Origin of the sequence: Mycobacterium triplex (assembly GCF_000689255.1) — a bacterium.
GTDB classification, from domain to species: domain Bacteria; phylum Actinomycetota; class Actinomycetes; order Mycobacteriales; family Mycobacteriaceae; genus Mycobacterium; species Mycobacterium triplex.
In genome coordinates this window covers 2,888,216-2,913,411 of record NZ_HG964446.1, presented here as the reverse complement: position 1 = coordinate 2,913,411, position 25,196 = coordinate 2,888,216, and the positions used below count along the sequence as shown (strand labels likewise).

At 67.6% G+C, this 25,196-nt stretch carries 21 protein-coding genes, 1 pseudogene and 1 riboswitch; of the genes and pseudogenes, 8 read left to right on the top strand and 14 right to left on the bottom strand.

Annotated features, from left to right (window positions below):
- Nucleotides 1–4 precede the first annotated feature (4 nt).
- A complete protein-coding gene (locus tag BN973_RS13575) occupies nt 5–1,897 on the bottom strand; it encodes a lysophospholipid acyltransferase (protein ID WP_036468769.1) in 1,893 nt (630 codons plus the stop codon).
- 186 nt (nt 1,898–2,083) lie between these two features.
- Here BN973_RS13575 and BN973_RS13570 point away from each other — a divergent pair, with 186 nt between their 5' ends.
- Nucleotides 2,084–2,929, top strand: coding sequence for a class I SAM-dependent methyltransferase (locus BN973_RS13570; protein WP_036472384.1), 846 nt, complete (start codon nt 2,084–2,086; stop codon nt 2,927–2,929).
- On the opposite strand, the gene BN973_RS13565 is transcribed toward BN973_RS13570, so the two are convergent.
- Nucleotides 2,926–3,312 carry a MerR family transcriptional regulator gene (locus tag BN973_RS13565; protein ID WP_036468768.1) on the bottom strand — a complete coding sequence of 129 codons (387 nt, stop codon included), beginning with the start codon at nt 3,310–3,312 and terminating at the stop codon, nt 2,926–2,928. The two genes, BN973_RS13570 and BN973_RS13565, sit on opposite strands and share 4 nt — an antisense overlap.
- A gap of 54 nt (nt 3,313–3,366) precedes the next feature.
- Here BN973_RS13565 and BN973_RS13560 point away from each other — a divergent pair, with 54 nt between their 5' ends.
- Entirely contained in the window at nt 3,367–3,801 is a 435-nt protein-coding gene (locus tag BN973_RS13560) for a PPOX class F420-dependent oxidoreductase (protein WP_036468767.1), read from the top strand.
- A 117-nt stretch (nt 3,802–3,918) separates the two neighbouring features.
- On the opposite strand, the gene dnaE is transcribed toward BN973_RS13560, so the two are convergent.
- Nucleotides 3,919–7,452 (bottom strand): DNA polymerase III subunit alpha, encoded by a 3,534-nt coding sequence (gene dnaE, locus BN973_RS13555; protein WP_036468766.1) that lies wholly within the window; start codon nt 7,450–7,452, stop codon nt 3,919–3,921.
- A gap of 65 nt (nt 7,453–7,517) precedes the next feature.
- Nucleotides 7,518–7,949: a type II toxin-antitoxin system Rv0910 family toxin gene (locus tag BN973_RS13550; RefSeq protein ID WP_036468764.1), complete on the bottom strand. Its 432-nt coding sequence runs from the start codon at nt 7,947–7,949 to the stop codon at nt 7,518–7,520.
- Between the two features lie 316 nt (nt 7,950–8,265).
- Here BN973_RS13550 and BN973_RS13545 point away from each other — a divergent pair, with 316 nt between their 5' ends.
- Entirely contained in the window at nt 8,266–8,676 is a 411-nt protein-coding gene (locus tag BN973_RS13545) for a group I truncated hemoglobin (RefSeq protein ID WP_036468763.1), read from the top strand.
- 177 nt (nt 8,677–8,853) lie between these two features.
- Nucleotides 8,854–8,958 (top strand): annotated as a pseudogene (locus BN973_RS31685) (SAM-dependent methyltransferase); the annotation flags it as partial.
- Here the strand turns inward: BN973_RS31685 and BN973_RS13540 are convergent.
- Nucleotides 8,959–9,885 (bottom strand): RluA family pseudouridine synthase, encoded by a 927-nt coding sequence (locus tag BN973_RS13540; protein WP_036468762.1) that lies wholly within the window; start codon nt 9,883–9,885, stop codon nt 8,959–8,961.
- Entirely contained in the window at nt 9,882–10,499 is a 618-nt protein-coding gene (gene lspA / locus BN973_RS13535; protein ID WP_051641246.1) for a signal peptidase II, read from the bottom strand. Before lspA ends, BN973_RS13540 begins: the two co-directional genes overlap by 4 nt.
- 75 nt (nt 10,500–10,574) lie before the next feature.
- Here lspA and BN973_RS13530 point away from each other — a divergent pair, with 75 nt between their 5' ends.
- Nucleotides 10,575–11,504, top strand: coding sequence for an asparaginase (locus BN973_RS13530; protein WP_036468761.1), 930 nt, complete (start codon nt 10,575–10,577; stop codon nt 11,502–11,504).
- Here BN973_RS13530 and BN973_RS13525 read toward each other — a convergent pair.
- Entirely contained in the window at nt 11,469–12,875 is a 1,407-nt protein-coding gene (locus BN973_RS13525) for a DNA polymerase IV (protein ID WP_036468760.1), read from the bottom strand. The two genes, BN973_RS13530 and BN973_RS13525, sit on opposite strands and share 36 nt — an antisense overlap.
- A gap of 244 nt (nt 12,876–13,119) precedes the next feature.
- On the opposite strand from BN973_RS13525, the gene BN973_RS13520 reads away from it, so the two are divergent.
- Both BN973_RS13520 and BN973_RS13515 read left to right on the top strand, forming a co-directional pair.
- Complete coding sequence (locus tag BN973_RS13520) at nt 13,120–14,190, top strand: IS110 family RNA-guided transposase (RefSeq protein ID WP_198048926.1); 1,071 nt, start codon at nt 13,120–13,122, stop codon at nt 14,188–14,190.
- Between the two features lie 14 nt (nt 14,191–14,204).
- Complete coding sequence (locus BN973_RS13515) at nt 14,205–14,777, top strand: class I SAM-dependent methyltransferase (protein WP_036468759.1); 573 nt, start codon at nt 14,205–14,207, stop codon at nt 14,775–14,777.
- Here the strand turns inward: BN973_RS13515 and BN973_RS13510 are convergent.
- The gene (locus BN973_RS13510; protein WP_036468757.1) at nt 14,774–15,724 is read right to left on the bottom strand and encodes a dTDP-glucose 4,6-dehydratase; all 951 of its coding nucleotides are present in this window, start codon (nt 15,722–15,724) and stop codon (nt 14,774–14,776) included. The two genes, BN973_RS13515 and BN973_RS13510, sit on opposite strands and share 4 nt — an antisense overlap.
- Before the next feature lie 170 nt (nt 15,725–15,894).
- Here BN973_RS13510 and BN973_RS13505 point away from each other — a divergent pair, with 170 nt between their 5' ends.
- Complete coding sequence (locus BN973_RS13505) at nt 15,895–16,905, top strand: hypothetical protein (RefSeq protein WP_051641245.1); 1,011 nt, start codon at nt 15,895–15,897, stop codon at nt 16,903–16,905.
- Here the strand turns inward: BN973_RS13505 and BN973_RS13500 are convergent.
- From BN973_RS13500 to BN973_RS13475, 6 genes are all read right to left on the bottom strand, one after another.
- Nucleotides 16,895–18,115 carry a peptidoglycan DD-metalloendopeptidase family protein gene (locus BN973_RS13500; protein ID WP_036468755.1) on the bottom strand — a complete coding sequence of 407 codons (1,221 nt, stop codon included), beginning with the start codon at nt 18,113–18,115 and terminating at the stop codon, nt 16,895–16,897. The two genes, BN973_RS13505 and BN973_RS13500, sit on opposite strands and share 11 nt — an antisense overlap.
- A 113-nt stretch (nt 18,116–18,228) precedes the next feature.
- The gene (locus tag BN973_RS13495) at nt 18,229–19,089 is read right to left on the bottom strand and encodes an endonuclease domain-containing protein (RefSeq protein ID WP_036468753.1); all 861 of its coding nucleotides are present in this window, start codon (nt 19,087–19,089) and stop codon (nt 18,229–18,231) included.
- 94 nt (nt 19,090–19,183) lie between these two features.
- Complete coding sequence (ileS, locus tag BN973_RS13490) at nt 19,184–22,309, bottom strand: isoleucine--tRNA ligase (protein WP_036472379.1); 3,126 nt, start codon at nt 22,307–22,309, stop codon at nt 19,184–19,186.
- 282 nt (nt 22,310–22,591) lie between these two features.
- Entirely contained in the window at nt 22,592–22,828 is a 237-nt protein-coding gene (locus BN973_RS13485; protein ID WP_036468750.1) for an Rv1535 family protein, read from the bottom strand.
- 276 nt (nt 22,829–23,104) lie between these two features.
- Nucleotides 23,105–23,274: riboswitch (M-box (ykoK) riboswitch) on the bottom strand.
- A gap of 161 nt (nt 23,275–23,435) precedes the next feature.
- Nucleotides 23,436–24,560: an NAD(P)H-dependent flavin oxidoreductase gene (locus BN973_RS13480; RefSeq protein ID WP_036468749.1), complete on the bottom strand. Its 1,125-nt coding sequence runs from the start codon at nt 24,558–24,560 to the stop codon at nt 23,436–23,438.
- A gap of 35 nt (nt 24,561–24,595) precedes the next feature.
- Nucleotides 24,596–25,165 (bottom strand): carboxymuconolactone decarboxylase family protein, encoded by a 570-nt coding sequence (locus BN973_RS13475; protein ID WP_036468747.1) that lies wholly within the window; start codon nt 25,163–25,165, stop codon nt 24,596–24,598.
- Nucleotides 25,166–25,196: the final 31 nt, after the last annotated feature.

Sequence of the window (25,196 nt, the reverse complement as noted above, 5' to 3'; positions counted from 1 at the left end):
GGCGTCACTGCGCCCGGGCGAGCTCGGCGATGGCGTTGACGCGTCGCGTCGCCGTCGCGATCTCGTCCGCGAACTCCTGGCGGCGCTTGGCGAGTTGCTCGGAGTCCGAACCGTCGACCAGCTCGCGATGGCGCGCCAGCCGCAGCGCGGTCTTGAAGAGCTCCATCGACCTCGACTCGGCGCTGGCGATCCGGCGCTGCAGCTCCCACTGCTTGCCCAACTCCAGGCATTCGTTCAAGAAGGCGTTTTCGTCGAGGGACTCGTCCTCGAGGGCGGCCAGCCGGTCGGCCACGATGTGGTAGGCGTCCAGGAACGGCCGCAACACCAGGTGCGCCAGCAACAGGTCGGCGGATTCGAGCAGCCCGCGCACATCGGCGGCGGCAGCGGCCTTGCTGGTGTCCTCCACCGGCCCGATCAGGCGCACCTCGTCGGCCAGCTCCTTCTCGAACTGGGCACGGCCGGAGAACAGGAACTCGAACTTCAGCAACTCCCGCAAGCTCAGCGCCTCGTCGCGCACGGTCACCGGCGACACCATGCCGTCCGCGGAATTCTCGGCATTTTCGACCGCGGCCAGCAGCGCCGTTTCGGCGATCGCGCGATCGACCAGAATGTGGATCGCGGTGTTGCGGTAGAACGCCGCGACCAGGTGCTGGTCCTCGCCGATCCCCCACACCGCTTCGGTGCCGGCTTCGTACACGCTGACCACCCCGGAGGCGACCAGCTGGTGCAACGTCCAGCGGATCGTGGAGCGGTTCGTCAGGTCGGCGGCACCGGCGACCGCCCAGTTTCGCGCCGTGATGTAGCTGGCCAGCGGTCGCACGGTGGCCAGCACCTCGCTGATCGACAACGACCGGTCCGCGCCCAGCAACGCCAGGCTCACCACCGCGGTCGGCGTGACGGCCGTCGCGCGGTTGATCCGGTGCTCGACGTCCAACGCGATGCGTTCGATCTCGGTTCCGGTGCCCGCTTCCTCGCCCCGCATTTCCTCGAGACGTTTGCGCAGCGGCAGCGGCTCGCCGAAGTCCAGGTACGCCCGGCCGAGCCGCTTGCCCTGCTGGCGCGCCAGCCCGACCAGGAAGCGCAGGTCTTCGGGCCGTTTGACCGCGCCGTAGGCTTCGGTGGTCATCGCCTCGACCTCGTGCAGCTGGTCGTACACGATCGACGTGGGAACCAAATACACTTCGGGACCGTCGATTTCGTCGACGGCGTCGGTGATGTAGCGCAGGATCCCGAACACCGGCGGACGCAGCTTGCCGGTCCTGGTTCGGCCCCCCTCGATCGACCAGGACAGGTTCGCGTGGTTTTGCACCAGTTGCGCGGCATAGGCGCGTAATGCGAAGCGGTAGACGGGAATGTCCTTGGTCTGACGCCGGATGAAGATCGTGCCGGTGCGCTTGGCCCAGCCGCCCAGCGGGAAGAAGTTCAGGTTCGATCCGCCGAAGGTCAGCGCCGGCGAGAGCCGGTTGGCCAGGATCATTTCCGGCAGCAGCATGCCGTCCAGGTACGACCGGTGCGAAAAGGCAAAGGCCAGCGTCGCTTTGCGATCGAGTTTGCGCAGCTGCTCGATCTGATCCTCGTCGACCAGCACGTCGTAGGCCCGCATCAGCCAGCGGCTGAATCCGCGCCATCCCTGCACCGCCCGCTCGTCGAGTGAGGCCGCCATCTCGCGCAGGTAGCCCGCCGCTTCGGCGCGCACGTCGCCGGGGTCGCGGCCGAGTTCGTCGGCCAGCTTGGTCAGCTTCTCGTCGTACCACGGCGCACCCAGCAACTGGACCACGGCGGCGGGATCGGTCGACAGCGGCGTCACCGACTCCTCAAGAATTCCGGTGCGCTGCAATATCTTTCGCGCCCCAACGCGTCCGAGTTCGCGCGCCGTCGCGAGCCGCCCGCCGGTCATGCCGCTCGCACCGTTCTGGTCATTGCCGTTTCTCCTTAGATGGCGCCGGGGTGGCCGGACCGGCTTGGCACCAGTCCACATCCCCCCGGTGAGCGTACGTCCGCCCGCGGGGGCCATGGGACACAATTTGCGATTTAGCGGGCGGACCGGTCTGCCCGATCGACGGGCGCCGAGTACGTTCGGATGATGCGGCCCCAACCCGATATCCACGCGAGCGATCTCACGCCGCTCGAGGAGACCGCGTTGCTGACCCAATACGCGCGAGCGCTGGACAGCCGGTGGGCGCGGCCCATTCTCGGCGACTCGCTCGCCGCCGACATCGTCGACCAGATCGACTACGACTTCGCGGGGCTCGGCGTCCCGGCGAGCGTGGTCTGCCAGACGGCGCTGCGCGCCAAGATGCTCGACGAGCGGGTGCGGGCCTTCACCGCCGAGCATCCGGACGCTGTCGTCGTCGATCTGGGCGCCGGGCTGGACTCGGGCCCGTTTCGGGTGCGCCCGCCGGCAGGCGTCGACTGGTACAGCGTCGACCTGCCCGGTGTCAGCGCACTGCGCCGCCAGCTGTTGCCGACCAGCAAGCAAGCCCACGTGGTGACCGCCTCGGTGGCCGATCAGAGCTGGCCCAACACCATGCCGTCCGATCGACCCGTGATCGTGGTCGCCGATGGACTGTTCGCGTTCTTGTCCGAGCCGGTGCTGATCGCCCTGTTCCGGCGCATCACCACGTACTTCACGGCCGGGGAGCTGGCCTTCAACGACTACGGCCGCATCGGCTGGGTCACCCGGCTTGCGGTGACACTGGCCCCGCAGCGCATGTTCAGCAGCGTCGGCGCCCAATGGGGCTATCCGGGGTTCGAAGACCCGCGAGTGCCGGAGAAATGGAATCCGTCGTTGAAGCTCGTCGAAGAGGTCAGCCTGGCACACGCTCCCGAGGTCGAGCTGTTTCCGGGCTGGATTCGGTTCGCTACCAAGGTTTCCGGGATGTTCGAAGCGTCCGCCCGCAAAGCCCGGATCTTGCGCTACCGGTTCTAGGCCGGATGGATGCCGCAGGTACAGGCGTCGATCGACGGGCAGGCGCAGTTCATCCCCCACTCGATGACGGCCCGCGCCCTGGCCAGCGACGCCATCTGGTCGTCGATCTCGGCGAGTTTGGCCTCGGCCAAGGCCCGGCTGGCGGGGCGCCCCGGCGCATCGTCGGCGAACAGCAGCTGGATTTCCTCCAGCGCGAAGCCGGCGGATTTGCACAGCCGGATCACCTCGAGGCGGGCCAGAACCGAGTCGTCGTAGCGGCGCCGGCCGGCCAGCCGCACCGGTGACGGCAGCAGCCCGATCTGCTCGTAGTAGCGCAGCGTGGTCGCGGCCACCCCGGCTTGGCGCGCGACCTCGCCGATCGTGAGCGTCGGGCTGGTTGTCACCGTCGAACCTCCGTCGCTTGACTTCGAGTTAACTCTAAGTCGTTGACTGGGAGCATGCACAACAACGCACTCGGTGATGCTCGCTACGCCCTGCTCCGATCGTTTCGGCGGGACGGCACCCCGGCCGACACCCCGATCTGGTTCGCGATGGACGGCGACGCCGCGGTGTTCCGGACCAAGGTGGGCCCCAAGACCAAGCGCCTGATGGCCCGCCCCGACGTCGAACTGCGGGCGTGCGACTACCGCGGCCGGGTTCGCGACGGTGCCGCGACGGTGACCGGACGCGCCACGCTGCTGTCGGGCGACGAAGCCGAACGGGCCAATCGGATCCTGAGCCGGCGCTACGGCTGGCAGTGGAACATAGTCCCGCTGATCAAGGTGCCGGGCGTGACCAACGTGCACCAGAACCTGGGTGTCGCCGAGAAGCTGCGGCGGGCCCGCGATCGGGGCGTCTGGCCCGACAGCGTGATCGTCCGGGTCGAGCTTTAGCGCCTCTGGCCCGTCGAGTGTGCGCGTACGGCTTCGCGTGTACGCCTACGGTGGCGACACGCCGAGCGACGCCGCCCTGGACGCACAGTCAAAGCCGTGGCCGCACAGTCACGGGCGTTAGCTGCCCAGACACCCCGGGCCAAGCAGCTCCTTCAGGTCGCCCATCAGCGCCGGCGACGGCGTCACCCGCAGCGACTGGTCGAGCTCCAGCGTGGTGATGCGGTCTCCGCTGATCAACCGCAGATGTACCTGGGACGTTCCCGGATGGCGCGCCAGGACCTGCTTGAGCGCGCTCACTTTGTCGATGGTGCATTGCCGGGTGGGCATGCTGACCGCAATCGGCCGGTTCGGCTGAGCATTCGAAAAGTCCGGCACCACAAGTTCATTGGCGATCAGTGAGATGCGGTCGTCACGGATCGCGACCTTGGCGTTGATCAGCACCACGGCGTCGTCGACGATGTCGGCACCGTACGCGGAGTACGCGTGCGGGAAGAACATCACCTCGATGCCGCCGGTAAGGTCTTCCAATTGAGCTGAGGCCCAAGGCATTCCATTCTTGTTGACCCGGCGGTTCACCGAGGCCAGGATGCCGCCCACCCGCACCTGGGTGTCGTTGCTGACGTCGCCGTCGAGGATCGCGGGTATCTGGGTGTCCACCTGTGCCGACAGCAGGTGCGCCACCCCGTTGAGCGGATGCCCGGATACGTACAGCCCCAGCATTTCCCGCTCCAGGGCGAGCTTGTGCTTGTCCTCCCATTCGTCGTCGGGCACCCGGATGGTGAACACCGCGTCGCCGCCGGCATCGCCGCCGCCGAACAGGTCGTACTGGCCCATCGCCTCGGCCTTCTTGGTGCCCAGCACCGAGTCGACGGCGTCGGTGTGCACCAGGAACAGCCCCTTGCGGGCATGCCCCAGCGAATCGAACGCGCCCGCCTTGATCAGCGATTCGGTGACCTTCTTGTTGCACGCGGAGATGTCGATCTTGTTCAGGTAGTCCGAGAAATCGGTGAATTTGCTTTTCTCGCTTCGGGTTTTGATCAGCGATCCCACCACGTTGGCACCGACGTTGCGCACCGCGCCCAGGCCAAAACGGATGTCCTTGCCGACCGAGGCGAAGTTGACCAGAGACTCGTTGACGTCCGGCGGCAGCACCGTGATCCCGAGCTTGCGGCAGTCGGCCAGATACACCGCGGCCTTGTCCTTGTCGTCGCCCACCGACGTCAACAGGCCGGCCATGTACTCGGCCGGATAGTTGGCCTTCAGGTAGGCGGTCCAGTACGAGACCAGGCCGTAACCCGCCGCGTGCGACTTGTTGAACGCGTATCCGGCGAACGGAAGAATGGTGTCCCACAACGCTTTCACCGCTTTTTCGGAGAAGCCGTTGGCGGTCATGCCTTCGTAGAAGCCCTTGTATTCGGCCTCGAGCACCTCGAGCTTCTTCTTACCCATCGCCTTACGCAGCGCGTCGGCCTTACCCATCGTGTAGGAGGCGACCTTCTGGGCGATGAACATGATCTGCTCTTGGTAGACGATCAGGCCGTAGGTCTCGGCCAGGATGTCGCGCAGCGGTTCCTCGAGCTCCGGGTGGATCGGCTTGATCGGCTGCCGAGCGTTCTTGCGGTCGGCGTAGTCGTTGTGGGCGTTCATGCCCATCGGCCCCGGCCGGTACAGCGCCAGCACGGCGACGATGTCGTTGAACTCGGTCGGCTGCATCCGGCGCAGTAGATCGCGCATCGGTCCGCCGTCGAGCTGGAACACACCCAGGGTGTCGCCGCGGCCCAGCAGCTCGTAGGTGGGCTTATCGTCGAGCGGCACAGATTCCAGGTCGAGGTCAATTCCCCTGTTGGCCTTGATGTTATCCAGCGCGTCGCCAATGATCGTCAGGTTGCGCAGGCCCAGGAAGTCCATTTTCAGCAGGCCGATGGCCTCACACGACGGGTAGTCCCAACCGGTGATGATGGCGCCGTCCTGCGGCCGCTTCCACAGCGGGATGGCCTCGGTCAGCGGCTCGCTGCTCATGATCACCGCGCACGCGTGCACACCGGCGTTGCGGATCAGGCCCTCCAGGCCGCGCGCGGTCTGGTAGATGGTGCGCACGTCCGGATCGGTTTCGATCAGGCTGCGCACCTCGGTGGCTTCCTTGTACCGCTCATGGGCCGGGTCGGTGATGCCCGACAGCGGGATGTCCTTGGCCATGATCGCCGGCGGCAACGCCTTGGTGATCCGGTCGGCGATCGCGAACCCGGGCTGCCCGTAATGGATCCGCGCCGAATCCTTCAGGGCCGCTTTGGTTTTAATCGTGCCGAAGGTGATGACCTGCGCGACGCGATCCGAGCCCCACTTGTCGGCGGCGTAGCGCACCATCTCACCGCGTCGGCGGTCGTCGAAGTCGATATCGATGTCGGGTGCCGACGGACGTTCCGGGTTGAGGAAGCGCTCGAACAGCAGACCGTGCGGAATGGGGTCGATGTTGGTGATGCCCAGCGCGTAGGCCACCAGCGAGCCCGCCGCCGAGCCACGCCCCGGCCCGACCCGGATGTCAATCGACCTGGCATGGTTGATCAGGTCCGCGACGATCAGGAAGTAGGCCGGAAAACCCTTGTCGCAGATGACCTTGATCTCGTACTCGGCCCGGTCGATGTACTCCTGGCCGACGCCGGGCCCGAATCGGCGCTGCAGCCCGGCCATCACCTCGTGGTGCAGCCAACTCGCCTGGTCGTGCCCGTCGGGCACCGGGAAGACCGGCATCCGGTCGCGCGGCGCCCACACGTCGGCGTAGGACTGCACCCGCTCGGCGATCAGCAGCGTGGAGTCGCAGGCGCCGGGCACCTCGTCGTCCCAGATCTTGCGCATCTCGGCGGCCGACTTCAGGTAGTAGCCGTCGCCGTCGAACTTGAACCGGTTCGGGTCCGACAGCGTCTTACCGGTCTGCACGCACAGCAGCGCCTCGTGGTTGTGCGCGGCGTCGCGGGTGACGTAGTGGCAGTCGTTGGTGGCCAGCGGCGGGATACCGAGCTTGCGGCCGATCTCCAGCAGACCGTCGCGGACCCGCTGCTCGATGGACAGCCCGTGGTCCATCAACTCGAGGAAGAAGTTGTCGGCCCCGAAGATCTCGCGCCACTTGGCGGCCGACTCGAGCGCCTCGCGGTCATGTCCCAGCCGAAGACGCGTCTGCACCTCGCCCGACGGGCACCCGGTGGTGGCGATGATGCCCTCGGCGTGCTCGGCGATCAGCTCGGCGTCCATCCGCGCCCACTTGCCGAGCTGACCCTCGAACGAGGCCAGCGACGACAGCTTGAACAGGTTGCGCAGCCCGGTGGCGTTTTCGGCCACCATCGTCATGTGGGTGTAGGAGCCGCCACCCGAGACGTCATCGGATTTCTGGCTGGGATCGCCCCACAGGATGCGCTTGGTGTCGAAGCGCGAGGCCGGCGCGATGTAGGCCTCGACGCCGATGATCGGCTTGATCCCGGCCTTGGTCGCCGCGTTGTAGAACTCGCTGGCGCCGAACATGTTTCCGTGGTCGGTCATGCCGACCGCCGGCATTTCCAGCCGCTCCACCTCGGCGAGCATCGGCGTGATCTTCGCGGCACCGTCCAACATCGAGTACTCGGTGTGGTTATGCAGGTGCACGAAGGAGGACTGGTTCATAGGCACGCCAGTCTATGACCGCGGACCGACACTTCCTCGGCGTGTCGCGCAAGTGTGTCTGGGTTTTATCCGTACAGCTGGACGAAGTTCTTCAGCGACTTCTCGACGTCGCCCTTGACGGCGCGCGCCGCCGCCGATCCGACCGGTCCGAACAACGCCCGACCGCCCAGCTCGAGTCGCAAACCGAGCGTCGATCCGTCGCCGGTCGGTCGCACGGTCAGGGTGACGGCGTACTTGGTTCCGCCCTTACCCGCACCCGACATCGCGACCTCGTGCGGCGGGTCCCACTTGGTCACCGTCCAGGTGACACGGTTACGCATGCCCTTGGCCCGCGCCACGCCGACGATCTGAGTGCCTTCGGCGATTTCGTCGGGCAGCTCGCTGCGCCAGCCTTCGTGCATCGTCAGCCAGTCGCCCAGGTCCGACAGATCCGAGACGTGGTCCCACATGTCCCGCGGACTCATCGGGACGTCGGCGGTCAGCTCCACAGCGGCCATCACGCAAACCTAACCCGGCCGCGAATGTGCGCCCAGGGCTTTGCGTGTGCACTCAAGGCTTTCGGTGTGCGCCTTGGGCGTAGACACGCCGAGCGGGGCCCGCCCTGAACGCACACGCAAAACCATAAACGCACACCCGCCGAGGACGCCGAGGGCGCCTGGTACGCACATTCAGCGGAAAGGCTGGACGAGGCGGACCCGCTCACCCGGCGGCCGACGATGCCGCCACTTGCCGGCAATCGGCTCGTTACGCCGGGCAATCCGAGCGTGATCGCGGACTAACTGAGGGGCAATGCCGAAATGTTCCGCTGGTGAGATGAAACTCTTCGCAACGTTCCGCAAGTCGGAGCCGACAACCATCTACCACCGCATCGGCGGGCACGCGGCGCTCGAGGTCGTCGTCGACGACTTCTACGTTCGGGTGCTCGCCGACGACCAACTGTCCGGCTTCTTCACCGGGACGAACATGAATCGCCTCAAAGGCAAGCAGGTGGAGTTCTTCGCGGCCGCCCTCGGCGGTCCGGAGCCATACACCGGTGCCCCGATGAAACAAGTGCATCAGGGGCGCGGCATCACGATGCACCACTTCAGCCTGGTGGCCGGGCATTTGGCCGACGCGCTGGCCGCGGCGGGAGTTCCGCCGAAAACGGTGACCGACATCCTCGGCGCCGTCGCGCCGCTGGCACCCGAGATCGTGTCCGGGCAGGCCAGCACCGCCACGCTGTAACCGGCGCCGATGAAATTGCCGGCGCGCGGGCGTGTCGTGCACCCTGATCGTCGCGCAGCCGGTAGTCAGCACGCATGAGGCTGATCACTGTCATCGTCGTGGCCATGATTCTGAGCGCCTGCGGCTCCTCCCCGACCAACCCAGCGACCAGCCCCCCGACAACCACCCGATCCAGCGCGTTACCGCGACCGGCTGCGCGAACTGCACGAGCGGATCCAATCCGACGGGCCCTTCGTCGCGCACGCCACCCGGGTCCTGGTCCGGGCCCGCAAGCCCGGCTGATCAGCCCTCGTCACGCAGCACGTTCAACGCGTGCTGCAGGTCGGCCGGGTACGGGCTGACAAATTCCACCCACCGACCGTCGGCCGGATGAGCGAACGCCAGCGACCGGGCGTGCAGCCATTGACGTTCCAGGCCAAGTGATTTCGCGAGCTTGGGATCGGCGCCGTAGACAAGGTCTCCACAGCACGGATGGTGCAGCGCGGCGAAATGCACCCGAATCTGGTGGGTACGACCGGTTTCCAGGTGCACGTCGAGCAGGCTGGCCGCGACGAACGCTTCCACGGTGTCGTAGTGCGTGACGCTGTGCCGGCCGCTCTGGGTGACCGCGAACTTCCACTCCCCGCCGCGATGGCGCCCGATCGGCGCGTCGATGGTTCCGCTGGACGGATCCGGATGTCCTTGCACCAGAGCGTGATAGCGCTTGTCGACGGTGCGCTGTTTGAACGCCCGCTTGAGCAGGGTGTACGCCCGCTCGGAGATCGCGACCACCATCACCCCGGAGGTGCCCACGTCGAGGCGATGCACGATGCCCTGCCGCTCGTGCACACCCGATGTGGTGATCCGGTAGCCGGCGGCGGCCAGGCCGCCGAGCACCGTGGGCCCGCTCCAGCCGACCGAGGCGTGCGCCGCCACCGCCGCCGGCTTGTCGACCACGACGATGTCGTCGTCGGAGTACAGAATCGCCATGCCCTCGATCTCGACCGGGGTGTTCTCCAGCGGCGGCGGCGCCTCGGGCAACCGCACCTCCAGCCAGGCGCCGGGTATCAGGCGGTCGGACTTGCCCGCCGGCACGCCGTCGAGTTCGACGCCGCCGTCCTCGGCGATGGCCGCCACGGCGCTGCGGGACAGCCCCAGCAAGCGCGACAACCCGGCATCGACACGCATGCCCGCCAATCCCTCCGGAACGGGCATCGAGCGGTTGCTCATTTGGCTGGGTCGGCCTGATCCCGGGCCTCGGATTTCGCGGCGCCCTTACGCCGTCCCACGGTGTCGAAATCGAAGCCGAACACCGAGAGCGCGACGAGCAGGATCGCGCCGCCGACCACCGAGGGATCGGCGACGTTGAACACCGGCCACCAGCCGATCGACAAAAAGTCGACGACATGGCCGCGCAGCGGTCCCGGCGCACGGAAGAAACGATCGACCAGGTTGCCCGTGGCGCCGCCGAGGATCATCCCGAGGCCGACCGCCCACCAGGGCGAGACCAGCCGCCGGCCCATCCAGAAGATGCCGATCACCACTCCGGTGGCGATCAACGTCAACACCCACGTGTATCCGGTCGCCATCGAGAAGGCGGCCCCCGAATTACGCACCAAGGTCCAGGTCACCGTGTCACCGATGATCGACACCGGCTGCCCCGGGGGCAGCAGTCGGACGGCGAGCACTTTGGTCACGATGTCGAGCACCAGCACGACGGCGGCCACCGACACCAGCAGCCGCCGCCGCCGCGGAGGGGCTTCGGGTTCTACCGGCTCCCCGGACGTTGCGGCCTCCGCCGCCGACGTCACCGGCTCGGCCGATCCTGTTGGTTCTTCGGGCACCTAGCCATCATCCCCTAGCACCCGGCGCGGTCGGGTGCGGCCTCGCCGCCCCGGCCCGTGCGCAATGATTCGACTATGGGTCGTCTCACCGTCATCGCCACCGGCGGCACGATTTCGACCAGTACCGGCGCCGACGGCGTGCGCCGTCCCAGCCGCAGCGGATCCGACCTCACCGCCGGCCTCGATGTCGACGTCGTCGACCTGATGGCGGTGGACAGCTCGGAGCTGACGACGACGGACTGGGATCGGATCGGCGCCGCGGTGCGGGCCGCGGTCGACGGCGGCGCCGCGGGCGTGGTCGTCGCGCACGGCACCGACACCATGGAGGAGAGCGCGCTGTGGTTCGACCTCACCTACGCCGGCGATCCCCCGGTCGTGCTGACCGGCGCGATGCGCAGCGCCGACGCCCCCGACTCCGACGGCCCCGCCAACCTGCGCGACGCGGTGGCCGTGGCGGCCAGCCCGGCCGCACGCGGCCTCGGCGTGCTGGTGTCCTTCGCCGGCCGGGTGCTGCAGCCGCTGGGCATGCACAAGGTGGCCACCCAGGACCTGAGCGGATTCGCCGGCGAGCTGGTCGGCACCGTGGCAGCGGGCAATGTGGCTCTGACCGGGGCCAAGACCCGCCCGTCCGTCGGTGAGCTTCGGGCCGCCGACGCGCCGCGGGTGGATATCGTCGCGGCCTACCTGGGCAGCGACTCGGTGGCGCTGGACGCCTGCGTGGCCGCCGGGGCACGCGCCGTCGTGCTTGAGGCGCTGGGTTCGGGCAATGCCGGGGCCGCGGTGGTCGACGGCGTCCGCCGGCACTGCGCCGACGGGATCGTCGTCGCGGTGTCCACCCGAGTCCCCGGCGGCGGGGTCAGCGCGGGCTACGGCCCCGGCCACGACCTGGTCGAAGCCGGCGCCGTGATGGTGCCGCGGCTGCGGCCGCCGCAGGCCCGGGTGCTGCTGATGGCCGCGCTGGCCGCGCGGCTACCGGTCGGCGACGCCATCGCCCGCTGGGGCTGACGCGGTGTCCTCGGTGCGCAGCGCGCCCAGGTAGTCGCTCCAGTCCAGCGAATCGATCGGGTTGGCGGCGACGAGATCGCCGGTGTCGGCGGGGAACGTACGGGCCTGGCCCGGTCCGCTGCTTCGGGTTTCGAACCGCACGGTGACGACGCCGTGGCCGGCGCCCTGCACCCAGCCGTGGCCGAGTTCGCGGTGCTCGACGTCCAGTCCGACCCGCCACGGCGACGCCTCCGGCGCCGGCGCGAACATCGCGTCGGTCGCGGTCTCGACCGAGTGCTGTGCGTCCGATTCCGGCGCGGCGAGCTCGAGGTCGGGAAACAGCGACTCCTGGCGCACATCGCTCAATCCCGAAAACCCAACGCCGAGTAGGCGAATCGGCCCGATCTCGCGCGGATCAAGCAACAGCCGGCGGGCCAGCGCGATCAGCGCGGCGGCCTCGGTCGTCGCGTACGGCAAGGTCGCCGAGCGGGTCAGCGTGCTCATGTCGGACTTCTTCAACTTCACCGTGACGGTACGTGCGCCCCGGCCGTCGCGCAGCAGCCGTTGATGCGCATGCTCGGCGATCGGCTCGATCGCGTCGTGCAGCTGTTCGAGGCTGGCCAGGTCGACGGCAAAGGTGGACTCGGCGCTGATCTGCTTGGCTTCGGCGCGCTCCGCGACGGGACGATCGTCGATACCGCGGGCCAGCCGGTGCAACGCCGGCCCCACCGTCGCGCCCAGAATGTTGGCGACCTCGGCGTCGGTCAGCGCGGCCAGCTGCCCGATCGTCTCGATGCCAAGCCGATTCAGCTTCTCCTCGGCGACCGGGCCGATCCCCCACAGCCGCCGCACCGGCAGCCCGTCGAGCAGCAACCGTTCCTCGGCGCGGCCGACCACCCGAACGCCGTCGGGTTTGGCCAGCCCGGAAGCGATCTTGGCGATCTGCTTGCCCGAGCCCGCGCCCACCGAGGCGATCAACCCGGTCTCGTCGCGCACCCGTCGTCGCAGGCCCTCGCAGAACTGCTCGACGTCCTCCGCGGACGCCCCGGCGAGCTGCGGGGGCTCCCCGAACGCCTCGTCGAAGGACAGCTGCTCGACGACGGGCACCACGCCGCGCACGACGTCGAACACCCGCCGGCTGGCGACGCCGTAGACCACGCCGCGCGGCGGCAGCACCACCGCCGTCACGCCGACCATCCGGCGGGCCTGGTGCATCGGCATGGCCGACCGGGCCCCGAACACCCGCGCCTCGTAGCTCGCGCCGGCCACCACTCCCCGGCCGCCCAGCCCGCCGACCAGCACCGGCCGGCCGCGCAGCGTGGGCCGGGTCAGCTGCTCGACGGAGGCGAAGAACGCGTCCATGTCCAGGTGCAGGACCCAACGCGACTCCATCCGATAAATGCTATTGCGCTACTGGGCTACCGTTTTCTCAGTGTCAGGGTGAGGTTGCCGCTTGTTGCGGTGGTTGGATCCTGATCACCTGGTGTCTGGCTCGTAGCGTCGCTGCCGCCCTCGGGTTGGCGTTCATGGGTTTTGTCGGCATCAGGTGTGAAGGACCGGCCGGCGTGACTTGATAGGAGCGTGGCGTCGCCCCCACTGAGATGTGTCCGCCGACCGGCCCAACCGTCACCTCACAGTGAAGGAGGCAACCTCCATGGTTGTTGTTGGAGCCGATGTACACAAGCGCACGCATACGTTCGTCGCCGTGGACGAGGTGGGCCGCAAAGTCGGCGAGAAGGTCGTTGCAGCCACGACTTCAGGTCATCGCCAGGTGGTGCGATGGGCTCGCAGTCAGTTCGGGGTCGAGCTGGTGTGGGCGATCGAGGATTGCCGACACTTGTCAGCCCGCCTCGAGCGCGACCTGTTATCCGCCGATCAGAAGGTGGTGCGAGTTCCATCGAAGTTGATGGCTCAGAGCCGGGCCTCGGCGCGTACCCGAGGCAAGTCTGATCCGATCGATGCGTTGGCCGTCGCGCGAGCTTACCTGCGTGAGCCCGATCTTCCGGTGGCCTCCCACGACGAGGTGTCGCGGGAGCTGAAGCTGCTGGTGGACCGCCGTGAAGACCTTGTGGGGCAACGTACTTCGACGATCAACCGGTTGTTGTGGCGCGTGCACGAACTTGATCCGGGCCGAGCACCGAAACCGGCGTCGCTGGATCTGAGCAAGCACCGCAGGTTGCTCGGTGACTGGTTGGCTACCCAGCGTGGTCTGGTCGCCGAGCTGGCCCGCGAGGAGTTGGCCGACATCACCCGACTCACCGAAGCCATCAATGCCTTGACCAAACGTATCGGCGAGCGCGTCCGTGCGATCGCTCCGGCGCTTTTGGCGATGCCCGGCTGTGGCGAGCTGACCGCGGCCAAGATCATCGGTGAAACCGCCGGGGTCACCCGCTTCAAAAGCGAGGCCGCCTTCGCCCGCCACACCGGGGTAGCCCCGATCCCGGTCTGGTCGGGAAATACCGCCGGCCGCGTGCGCATGACTCGCTCGGGCAACCGTCAACTCAACGCCGCTCTGCACCGTATCGCGGTCACTCAAATCCGCCTCGACGGCCTTGGTCGGGCCTACTACCGAGGCCGGCTCGCCGCTGGTGACTCCAGGCCCGAGGCCCTGCGCTGCCTCAAACGCCGCCTGGCCCGTGTCGTGTTCCACCACCTCCACACCGACCACCACAACCGAATCCAGCCTTGCCAACCGGCAGCGGCTTGACATAGGAGAAACCCATGGCCATGAATCTCGCGCACCGACGGATTTGCAGCTCGGACCGCTGGGCTAAAGCAGTCGAGGACGATCTGTTGCCCTGGGCGCTGGCCGACGTGGACCTGGGCGACAACACGTTGGAGATCGGGCCCGGCTACGGCGCCATCCTGCGGGTGCTGGTCGACAAGACGCCGAGGCTCACCTCGGTCGAACTCGACACCCCGATGGCGCAGCGTCTGCAGCGGCTCTACGGCGACCGGGCGCGAATCATCAACGGCGACGCCACCAATACCGGGTTGCCGGCCGACGAGTTCAGCTCGGTGGTGTCGTTCACGATGCTGCACCACGTCCCGACGGTCGAGCTGCAAGACCGGTTGTTCGCCGAGGCTTTCCGCGTGCTGCGCCCCGGTGGGGTGTTCGCCGGCAGCGACAGCGTGAATTCGCTGCGGTTCCGGATCCTGCATTTCCGCGACATCTGCAACACCGTGCCGCCGGACACCTTGCCGGATCGCTTGCGCGCGGCGGGATTTGGTTATGTCGAGGTCGAGGTGCGCGGCGGCCGGCTGCGCTGGCGCGCAATCAAACTGGCGGCCTAGCCGGCGAGTTCCTGAGGCTGCTCCTTCGCCCATTCGATGTAGCGGTCGATCCCCGCCCAGATGCCGACCTTCGGTGCGAAGCCGATGCTTTGCGCCAAGGCGATGCTGGCGGGGAATCGGCTCACTTCGCCGGGGCGGGCGGGTCCGTTGACCACTCGGGTGCCGAATTTCGCGCCGATGTATTCGGCGATGTCGCGCACCCGGGTATTGGTGCCGCTGGCGAAATTGATGGCTCGGCCCTTGAGGTCCGGGGTGTCGAGCACCAGCAGGTAGGCGTTCACCGCATCGCTGACGTGGAGGTAGTCCCGGGTGGCCGAGCCGTCGCCGAAGACCGTGAGGTCCTGGCCCGCAATCGCGCGGCGCACCAGGATCGGGATCAGCGCGCCGAAGGCCCCGCTTTTCTGTCGCTCGCCAAAGATGTTGAAGGGCCTCACCATTGCGATGTCCATGCCGTAGGAGCGGAAGTACGAGTAGCAGAGCCGGTCGGCGGCGGCCTTTGACGCGGCGTACGGGCTGTTCGGTCTCAGCTCGGCCGTTTCGTCGAGCAGCGTATCGGCGCCGAGGCTGTGTCCGTCGCCGTACACCTCGCAGGTCGACGCGAAGATGACTCGTGACCCGTGTTCGCGCGCGGCCTCGAGAATATGGTGGGTGCCCATCACATTGGTCACGAGGAAACTTCTCGGATCGTCAAGTGACTTGTCCACGTTGACGTTTGCCGCCAGATGGAAAATGACGTCGTGGTCGCGCGCGGTCTTGCTGACCAATTCCCAATCGGTCACCGAGCCGAACACGATGTCCACCGATTCGTTCCTCTCGAAAACACGCAGATTTCGTTTGGCAGCAACGGACAATGTGTTGAGGACGGTCACCCGGTGTCCGGCGGCGAGCAGGGCCTCGGACAGATGGCTGCCCTGAAAGCCCGCCCCGCCAGTTACGAGAATTCGCACTGCATTCCGCTCCCCGTCGTGTGAGTCTTTGCCGCATCCTAGCCACTGCACGGGCCGCATATTGTCGCTACCGCAAAAATTGGTGAAGTGGGCGATTACCGCCCCCTGTTGGCGGTACGTTGTGAATCGCCCAATGAGCGTCCAGCTTTCGAAGGAACAGGGAACGCCAGGTGTGTTCGTCCCATGTCGGGTCCGCTGCGATCGACATATCCGAGCTGCAGCAGCAGGTCGCGGCATGGTCTGCCCACCCCGCGCTGGCGGAGCTGGTCGGACTGTTCGGCGGCGCCGTTCCCGACGGACTCAGCCTGCGCGACCGGTTGGCGTTTCTCGACGAGTTCAGCGACGCGTGGGACTACCGCGGCCTGGCCCGCGCGGCCACCGCGGAACGGCTCAGCAGCCAGGACGCCGCGGGGGCCGCGAGATGGCTGATCCCCCGATTGACGCTGCCCGCCGAACAGCTGGACAGGATCGCGGCGGCGACGGCCGCGCTCGGCGTGACGAACGAAACCATGCCCGCGGGAACGGATTTCGATTACATCCTGGTGATCGGCGGCGCCCGATACACCAACCTGCTGCGTGCCCGCTATGCGCGTGAGATGGCCGACGGCCGGCGAATCGGCCATGTCGTGCTGGCCGCGGCGTCGCGGCCGGTGCTCGACTCCGAGCAGGACGCCATCGACGCGTGCGCACCGGGGGCCCGCACCGAGTTCGAGCTGATGACCGCCGGGGCGGCCGACGCATTCGGGCTCGACACCCGCGAACTGGTGGAGCACACCCGCCGGCGGGTCGGCCGGCCGCAGAGCGACGAGACGGTGTGGCGCTTCGCGCCCGACAGCAACGAGCTGGGCGTGCCGATCACGCTGCTCGAGACCCCGTCGCCGGACCCGCATCGTCGCAGGGCGAACTCCGCGGACACCTACACCTTCGCCGCGCGGACGGTCGGCATGGCCGGTTCGTCATGCCTGATGGTGACCGGCCAGCCGGTCGGCCATTACCTGCACTTCGAGGCGCTGCGCTCGCTGGCCGTGCCGTTCGGGATACGGGTGGAATCAGCAAGTTTCGGCGTCGAGCGGTACAACAGGCTTGGCGACAAGGACGAACAGCATCCCGCCAAGGTGCTGCAGGAGGTCCGCTCGGCGATCCGATCCGCCCGTGGGCTGGTCGAACAGCTCACACCGTGATGGTGCACGGCGACGAAGCCGGGAACGTCCCCGACACCGGTCGCGGGCGCCCCGCCGGAGGCCACGGCTGCAGCCCCAGGTTGGCTAGATAGCGCACCGGACTGGTGTGTTCGCCGTCGATACGGACCTCGAAATGCAAGAAGCCGTCCCGGGATTGGGGCTCGGGGCCCAGCGCGCCGAGCCGTGCTCCCGCGGCCACCCGATCGTCGACCGCGATTCGGAGCTCGTCGCCCGGGCGGAACACGTAGACGGTGTCGAGGTCGCCGCGTGAGACGGTCACCGATCGAAGCCCGTTGTCGTCGAGATCGTGTGCTGCCGAGACGGTTCCCGATGTCACCGCGTGAATCGGGGTGCCGGGGTCCGCGGCGAAGTCGACGCCGGGGTGAAACGCCGCGGCCCGGCGCCCATAGCCCGAGCCGATCGCCAGGCTGTCCCGGTCGATGGGTAGCCGGGTGCCCGGCTCGGTCGGGTCGAAATCGCCACGCACCCGGCGCCGGTAGTCGGCCTTGAGCAGGTCGATCTCCTCGTAGGCGTAGCCGAACAGCAGGGCGCGGTCGTAAGGCACGCCGTAGTTCATCTCGGCGTCCGGATCGATCTTGCGGTAGTGCTCGACCTTGCCGATCCGTTCGGCCAGCGTGGCCCACCCGGTGTGGTGCAACCGAATCTCGTTCACCAGGCCGATGCCGCCGTGCTCGGTGATGTTGGCGGGCCAGTGCGGGTTGTGGATCACCCGGGTTCCGGCGCGCAGCCCGGGGCGCCAGCGCCAGAACGGCCCGCGCACCGATTCCGCCGTCCCCATCACCGGGATCATGTCCGGGTAGTCCGGATCGTTCCAGGCCGGGATCATCGGGCACATCAGCGCCGCGACATCATCGGGCGTGCTCGCCAGCAGCTGCCGGATGTCGGCGTCGGCCTCGACGATCTGGTCGGAGTCGATCATCACGATCCAGTCCGGCCGGCAGAAATCGGCCATCCGGTACAGCAATTCCAGTCCGGGTGGTTCGGGGATCAGCCACGGCGTGCGCGGCAGGTCGGACCGGGCCCGTACCAGGTTGGTCACCGACGGGTGCCGACGCAGGATCTCCGCGCTGTCGTCGGTGCTGCGGTCGTCGATCGCGTAGATGTCGTCGCACCAGCCGGACAGCGCGTCCAGGACCCGCGGCAACACGTCCGCACCGTTGTGCACCCGGAATACGCCCAGAATCCGCAACTGCGCCTCTCCTCTGCTGGTGTCTGCTAACGGACGCTACCTCTAACTCTCCGCGAGACTGCAGGTAGCGACGGCGCCTCTCGGAAATTGCGTCGGCACTTACAGTCTCGCGGTCACAACGGGCAGCCCGCAGCCAGCAATGCACTTCGGGCTCGGTCGACGAGCACGTCTGGCCGGTGACGTAGCAGATCAGCACTGACCCGCACCAGGCGCCATCCCCTTCGCTCCAGTTCGACCGTGCGGTCGATGTCGTTGGCGCGGATGCGCGAATCGGTCCAGTGCTGAGCCCCGTCGTATTCGACACCGACGAGCCATTCCTCCCAGCCCATGTCGATGCGCGCCAACACCGAGCCCCAGTCGTTGCGCACCACAATCTGGGTCTGCGGCCTCGGTAAGCCGCCGTTGATCAGCACGAGCCTGGTCCTGCTCTCCTGCGGCGACTCTGCGCCCGCGTCGATGAGAGGCAAAACCCGCCGCAGCTGCCTCAAGCCGCGTGCCCCGCGGTGATCCTCGATGACGGGATAGACATCGGCCGCAGCGGTGCCGGTGGCCCGCGCCAGCGAGTCGATCCGGATGACCGCGGCTTGCAGTCCGGGGCGCCGACCGAGATCGAACGCAGTGCGGGCGGGCGACGTCACGGGCACCCCGTCCACTTCCACCGTCTCGCCCGCCAGCAAGGTGTCGTTCCGGGTGATGATCAACGCCGGCGGGCGAGTGCGCCCGCACACCAATTCGGCCGGTGAGAGAGCATCGATCCACTCAGCGCCCAGTAGCGCGGCAGCCGAAACACCGGCCACCACCGCTTCTTTCCCCGACCATAGCCACGCGGCCACCGCCCGATCCCGCGCCGTCAGTGCGCTGCCACGCTGTTGGTAGACATTGCGGTAGATCCGCTGGCACGAGCGCCGCAGCTCGCGTTGTGTCCACGCTCCTGCGCGAACCGCGTCAGTTCCAACAAAGGGCTCTGAGATCACCCGGGCAGCGTGCCACGCCAGACCGACATGCCGCGAGACTGCAACTGGCGACGCGTCTGCTCGCGAAATGCGTCGCGGAATACAGTTTCGCGGCTCAGGCTTTGGCGATGCTCACCCGCACGCCGTCGCCGATCTCGGCGCCGTCGGCGGGATCGCCGAATTCGAAGCTGGTGGCCAGGATCTCGCCGGCGATCAGCGCGCGGTGTGCGCGCGCCCAGTCGGCCCGTTCGGCGGGCACCGACATCACCACCCGGATGCGATCGGAGACGTCGAGGCCGGTCGACTTGCGCAACTCCTGCAGCTCGCGGATCCGGTCCTTGGCCCAGCCCTCGGCTTCGAGTTCCGGGGTGACCGTGCCGTCCAGCACGACCAGCCCGGCTCCCCCGGGCAACGCGGCGGTGAACTCGGGGTCGGCCGCCACCAGCCGCGAGCTGTACTCCTCGGGCTGCAGCACCGCGGGACCGGCGGTCAGCGTGCCGTCGGGATTGACGACGCCCTCGCCGGCCTTGACGGCCTTGATCGCGGCCTGCACGTCCTTGCCCAGCCGTGGTCCGGCGACCCGGGCGTTGACGGTGAGCTCGAAGCGGCCGTAGGTGTCTATCGCGTCGGTCAGCTCCACGCGCTTGACGTTGAGCTCGTCGGAGATCAGGGCGGTGAACGGCGCCAGCTGCTGCGGATCCTGCACGGCCACAGTCAGTTTCGGCAGCGGCAGTCGGACTCGCAATTTCTTGGCCTTGCGCAGCGACGAGCCGGCCGAGCACACCTCGCGTACCTGGTCCATCGCGGCGACCAGGTCGGGGTCCGCGGGCAGTCCCTCGGCTTGCGGCCAATCCGTCAGGTGCACGGACCGCTCGGCGGTCAGGCCGCGCCAAATGATCTCGGTGATCAGCGGAAGCAGCGGCGCGGCCAGCCGCGAAGCCACCTCCAGCACGGTGTGCAGGGTGTCGATCGCGTCGCGGTCTTCCTCCCAGAACCGCGAACGCGACCGTCGCACATACCAATTCGTCAGTGCCTCGGTGAACTGGCGCAGCTGCTCGCAGGCCCCGGAGATGTCGCAGATCTCCAGCGAGCCGGTGAGCTCGTCGCGCAGCACGGCCAGCTTCGCAAGAATGTAGCGGTCCAGCACATGTGACGAATCGGTGCGCCAGGTACCGACTTTCGGCGCGTAGAGCGCGAGGAAGCTGTAGGCGTTCCACAGCGGCAGCAGCACCTGGCGCACCCCTTCGCGGATGCCCTGCTCGGTGACGACCAGGTTGCCGCCGCGCAGGATCGGCGAGGCCATCAGGAACCAGCGCATCGCGTCGGAGCCGTCGCGGTCGAACACCTCGGAGACATCCGGGTAGTTGCGCAGCGATTTGCTCATCTTCTGGCCGTCGGAGCCGAGCACAATGCCGTGTGCCACACAGGTTTTGAAGGCGGGGCGGTCGAACAGCGCGGTGGCCAGCACGTGCAGCGTGTAGAACCAGCCGCGGGTCTGCCCGATGTATTCGACGATGAAGTCGCCGGGGTAGTGACTGTCGAACCAGTCCGCGTTCTCGAACGGGAAGTGCACCTGCGCATACGGCATCGAGCCCGAGTCGAACCACACGTCGAGGACGTCGGGGATGCGCCGCATCGTGCTGGCACCGCTCGGGTCGTCCGGGTTGGGCCGGGTCAGCTCGTCGATGAAGGGCCGGTGCAAATTGGTGGGCCGCACCCCGAAGTCGCGCTCCAGCTCGTCGAGGCTGCCGTAGACGTCGATGCGCGGGTAGGCCGGGTCGTCGGATTTCCACACCGGAATCGGGGTGCCCCAGTAGCGGTTTCGCGAGATCGACCAGTCGCGGGCGCCCTGCAGCCACTTGCCGAACTGGCCGTCCTTGACGTGTTCGGGATACCAGGTGATCTGCTGGTTCAGCTCCACCATGCGATCCCGGAATTCGGTGACCGTGACGAACCACGACGAAACCGCTCGGTAGATCAATGGATTCCGGCATCGCCAGCAGTGCGGGTAGGGGTGCTCGTAGGTTTCGTGGCGGATCAGGACCGGCTGGTTCACCGCCGCCGGCCCGCTCTGGTTCTTAAGGTCGCGGATGATCTGCGGGTTGGCGTCAAAGACGTGCTGCCCCTGGTAATCCGGGACGGTGACGTCGAAGCGGCCCTTGGAGTCGACCGGGGTGACCGGCACGATGCGCACCTTGTCGGTGGTCGCCATGTCGTCCTCACCGTAGGCCGGTGCCATGTGCACGATCCCGGTACCGTCGTCGGTGGTGACGAAGTCGCCCGGCAGCACGACAAATGCGTTGGCGGTGTCCATGAAATACGGGAACGGCGGCAGGTAGCGAATGCCCAGCAGGTCGGCGCCCGAGCAGGTGCCGAGGATTTCGGGTTCTTCCCCGATCTCGCGCGCATATGCGGCCAGCCGCGCCTCGGCCAGCACGAAGCGCCGATCGCCTGCGCGCACCTGGGTGTAGGTCACCTCCGGGTTGACGGCGACGGCCAGGTTGGACGGCAGCGTCCACGGCGTGGTCGTCCACACCAGCAGGTAGGCGCCGTCGAGTTCGCCGCCTACTACCTTGAAGCCGACCGTGACGGCCGGGTCCTGGCGGCTTTGGTAGACGTCGTCGTCCATCCGCAATTCGTGGTTGGACAACGGGGTTTCGTCGCGCCAGCAGTACGGCAGCACCCGGTAGCCCTCGTAGGCCAGGCCCTTGTCCCACAGCTGTTTGAACGCCCAGATCACCGACTCCATGTAGGGCAGGTCGAGCGTCTTGTAGTCGTTGTCGAAGTCGACCCAGCGCGCCTGGCGGGTGACGTAGGCCTGCCATTCGTCGGTGTAGCGCAACACCGATTCCCGGCAGGCCTCGTTGAACGCGGCGATGCCCATGTCGTCGATCTGGGACTTGTCGGTGATGCCCAGCTGGCGTTCGACTTCGAGTTCGGCCGGCAGCCCGTGGGTGTCCCAGCCGAAGCGGCGGTCCACCTTGTAGCCACGCATCGTGCGATACCGCGGGACAATGTCTTTCACGTAGCCGGTGAGCAGATGCCCGTAGTGCGGCAGCCCGTTGGCGAAAGGTGGCCCGTCGTAGAACACGTACTCGTCGGCGCCGTCGCGGTGCGCGATGCTGGCCCGGAAGGTGTCGTCGCGAGTCCAGTAGTCGAGGACCTCGAGTTCCAGCGCCGGGAAGTCGGGGGCTCCCCCGGCGAGCTTGGGATAAGCCCTGGCGTCAGCGTTTTCGGTCACGGTGCGCGTCGTCTCCTGCGTGCCTACGGTCAGGCCGGGGACGAGGTCGCGCAACCTGCGCGAGCACCGCGGTACCACCCCGCTTGCCACGCTCACGCGCGGCCGCTCGATTCAGGCTGTGACGGGCCTACCCGTTCGGTTCTACTGGGCTGTCAGGCTGTTCTTCCGAAGGCTCCCCGGTGATGGCCGGATCAACGCCGCTTTACTCTACCGCGAGACTGCAACTGCCCACGCAAACGCCGAGTAACACCGTCGGCAGATGTAGTCTCGCGGTAGGCAAGCTCACGCCCGGACCTCGAGCACACCGGCCCGCAGCAGGGCCGCGTACACGTGGCGCACCGGGTAGGTCAGCAGGATCGCGACCCCGTCGACGATCGGGTCGTGGCCGAGGCCGAACGGCAGCGCGCTGGCGGGCCGAGCGTTCTTCTTGGGCGCGGGAGCCTTGGTGGTGTCGGGCACGACACGCAGGTTGCGGGCGGGCGCTGCGGCAACTACTTCGTCGAAGAGTACTGCGGTCATGATCGTCTCCTAACGGAATTGCAAACGGGTACCTGACTGGACTGAGGTGTCCCGACCCGTCCGGGTTCCGATCCGAAACGCTTGAGCGGTAAGCTGATTCGCTAGCTCGAGGCTCGGGCCGGAGGTCGGATTGGGACGGAGCGTGTCCGGAGATATCCATCCGGACTGCCACTGGAACTCATACGTCCCTCACCTCCTCTACGGCCACGACGAGCGCGGTTACCGCGCCTATTTGCGCGCACCATAAGGAGTTCAGAATCCGGCGACCGCCGGAAATCCGCACCCCTCTCGTCAGAGCTTTGGCACCACACGACGTGTCCGGAACTCCGGAAGCCACTTTGGCTCAACCCTTAAGCCGGGAGGAGCTGTCCTGACCCGGGGCGTCTTTCGACGTTCGGGGTCAGTGGCCTGTGTTCGTGTAGCCGCCTCACCTAACGAGGTGCTGCCGTAAATACTCCACGAGGGCCCCAACCCGGTCAATGTGATCTGGCGCGTATTGCGCAACTTTTAGGCGTCTTCACAGCTTTCGATCAGCCTTAACGCCCCTGACCTAGCCAGACGCCGCACTGTGGCATCGTTCACATCCAGGCAAAACGGGCCGCGACAGTTAGTTGTCAGCCAAGTTTTCCAGCCGTCCGATGGTGTCGACGAACTCCTCGATCATCTCGAGCACGACCGAACGGGTCGGCCGGACCCGGTCGAGCGAACCGACCACCTGGCCGACGAAATACGTGGCCAGTTCGCGTGCCTTGGCGCCCGGATGGGCGGCCGCCTGGTTGATGCGCAGCTGCGGTTCGGTGACCAGGGTGGTCTGCAACGGCATCCCGAGCGGCGCCGGGTTTCCCGGCCGCTCCCATTCGTCGGTCCAGGCCGTGCGCAACATCCGGGCCGGCTTGCCCGTCATCGACCGCGAGCGCACCGTGTCGGAGGAACTGGCGGCCAGGAACTTCTCCTTGACCACCGGGTCGGTCTCGGCTTCCTCGGTGGTCAGCCACACCGAGCCACACCACACGCCCTCGGCGCCCAGGGCCAGGGCCGCCGCGATCTGGCGGCCGCGGGCGATGCCGCCCGCCGCCAGCACCGGAACCGGCGCGACCGCGTCGACGACTTCGGGAACCAGAACCATGGTCGCCACCTCGCCGGTGTGGCCGCCCGCCTCGGTGCCCTGCGCGACGATCAGGTCGACACCCGCCGCGGCGTGCCGTCGCGCGTGCGCGGTGGTGCCGGCCAGCGCGGCCACCAACACATCGTGTCCGTGGGCGCGTTCGACGAGATCGGCCGGCGGCGGCCCGAGCGCACTGGCGATCAACCGAATGTTGTGTGCAAAGGCCACTTCCAGCAGCGGCTCGTAGCCCTTGGGCGAGATGTTCAGGCCCCCGACGGATGGGCGCGGGGGTTCGGCGGGCGCCGCGACGCCGTAGCGGGCAAGCAGGTCTTCGACGAACGCGCGGTGCTCCTCGGGCAGTAGATCCCTGACTTGCTTCGCCTCGATGCCGCCTTGCTCGGCGCCGACGTATTTCGGCGGCAGCAGCAGGTCGACCCCGTAGGGTTTGCCGCCGGTCTGCTCCTCGATCCAGGTCAGCTCGCTGCGCAGCCGCTGCGGGCTGTGCGCGACGGCGCCGAGCACCCCGAATCCGCCCGCGTTGGTGACCGCGGCGACGACGTCACGACAGTGGCTGAAGGCGCATATCGGGAACTCCACACCGAGCAGCTCGGCGACTCTGGTCCGCATTCTTCGACGCTATGAGGTATCGCCCGACATGGCAATCAACCCGCGGGCGCACGCCCGTCGGGCGGCCAGCCCGTCACACCGTCCTCCAACGGGACCTCGAGACTCTTCAGTATCGACGAAACCATTCGCCACGCGCTGATCGCGGTCACGAGCTCGACGAGAATCGTTTTGTCACTTTGTAATTCGCGCTCACAGGCGGCCCAGTTCGGCGCGCTGACCGCGCCGTCGCGCACCACGTCGTCGGTGGCGGCCAGCACCGCGCGCTCGGCGGGCCCGAACCCGTCGTGCCGTTGCCAGTCGCGCACACCGAGCAGGTCCTCGGTGGTGACACCCAACCGGGTGGCGACCCGCCAGTGCTGTGTCCATTCGTATTCGCATGCGGTGAGCCAACCGATCCGCATGATCACCAGCTCCCGTAGCCGCGCGTCCAGCGAACCGTGCCACAGCATGGTCGCGAGCAGGTCGTTGACCGCGCGCGCCAGCTGCGGATGGTTCAGCAGCACCTGGAAGATGCTGAGCTCGGCCATGTAGTCGGGTACGGCCGCTTCGTCGGCGGCGGCCTTGGCCTCGCCGAGCGGCAGTCCGGGTACGCGGGCGGTTGTCATCGCGTGGGCACTCCGATCAACTGGCGGAACG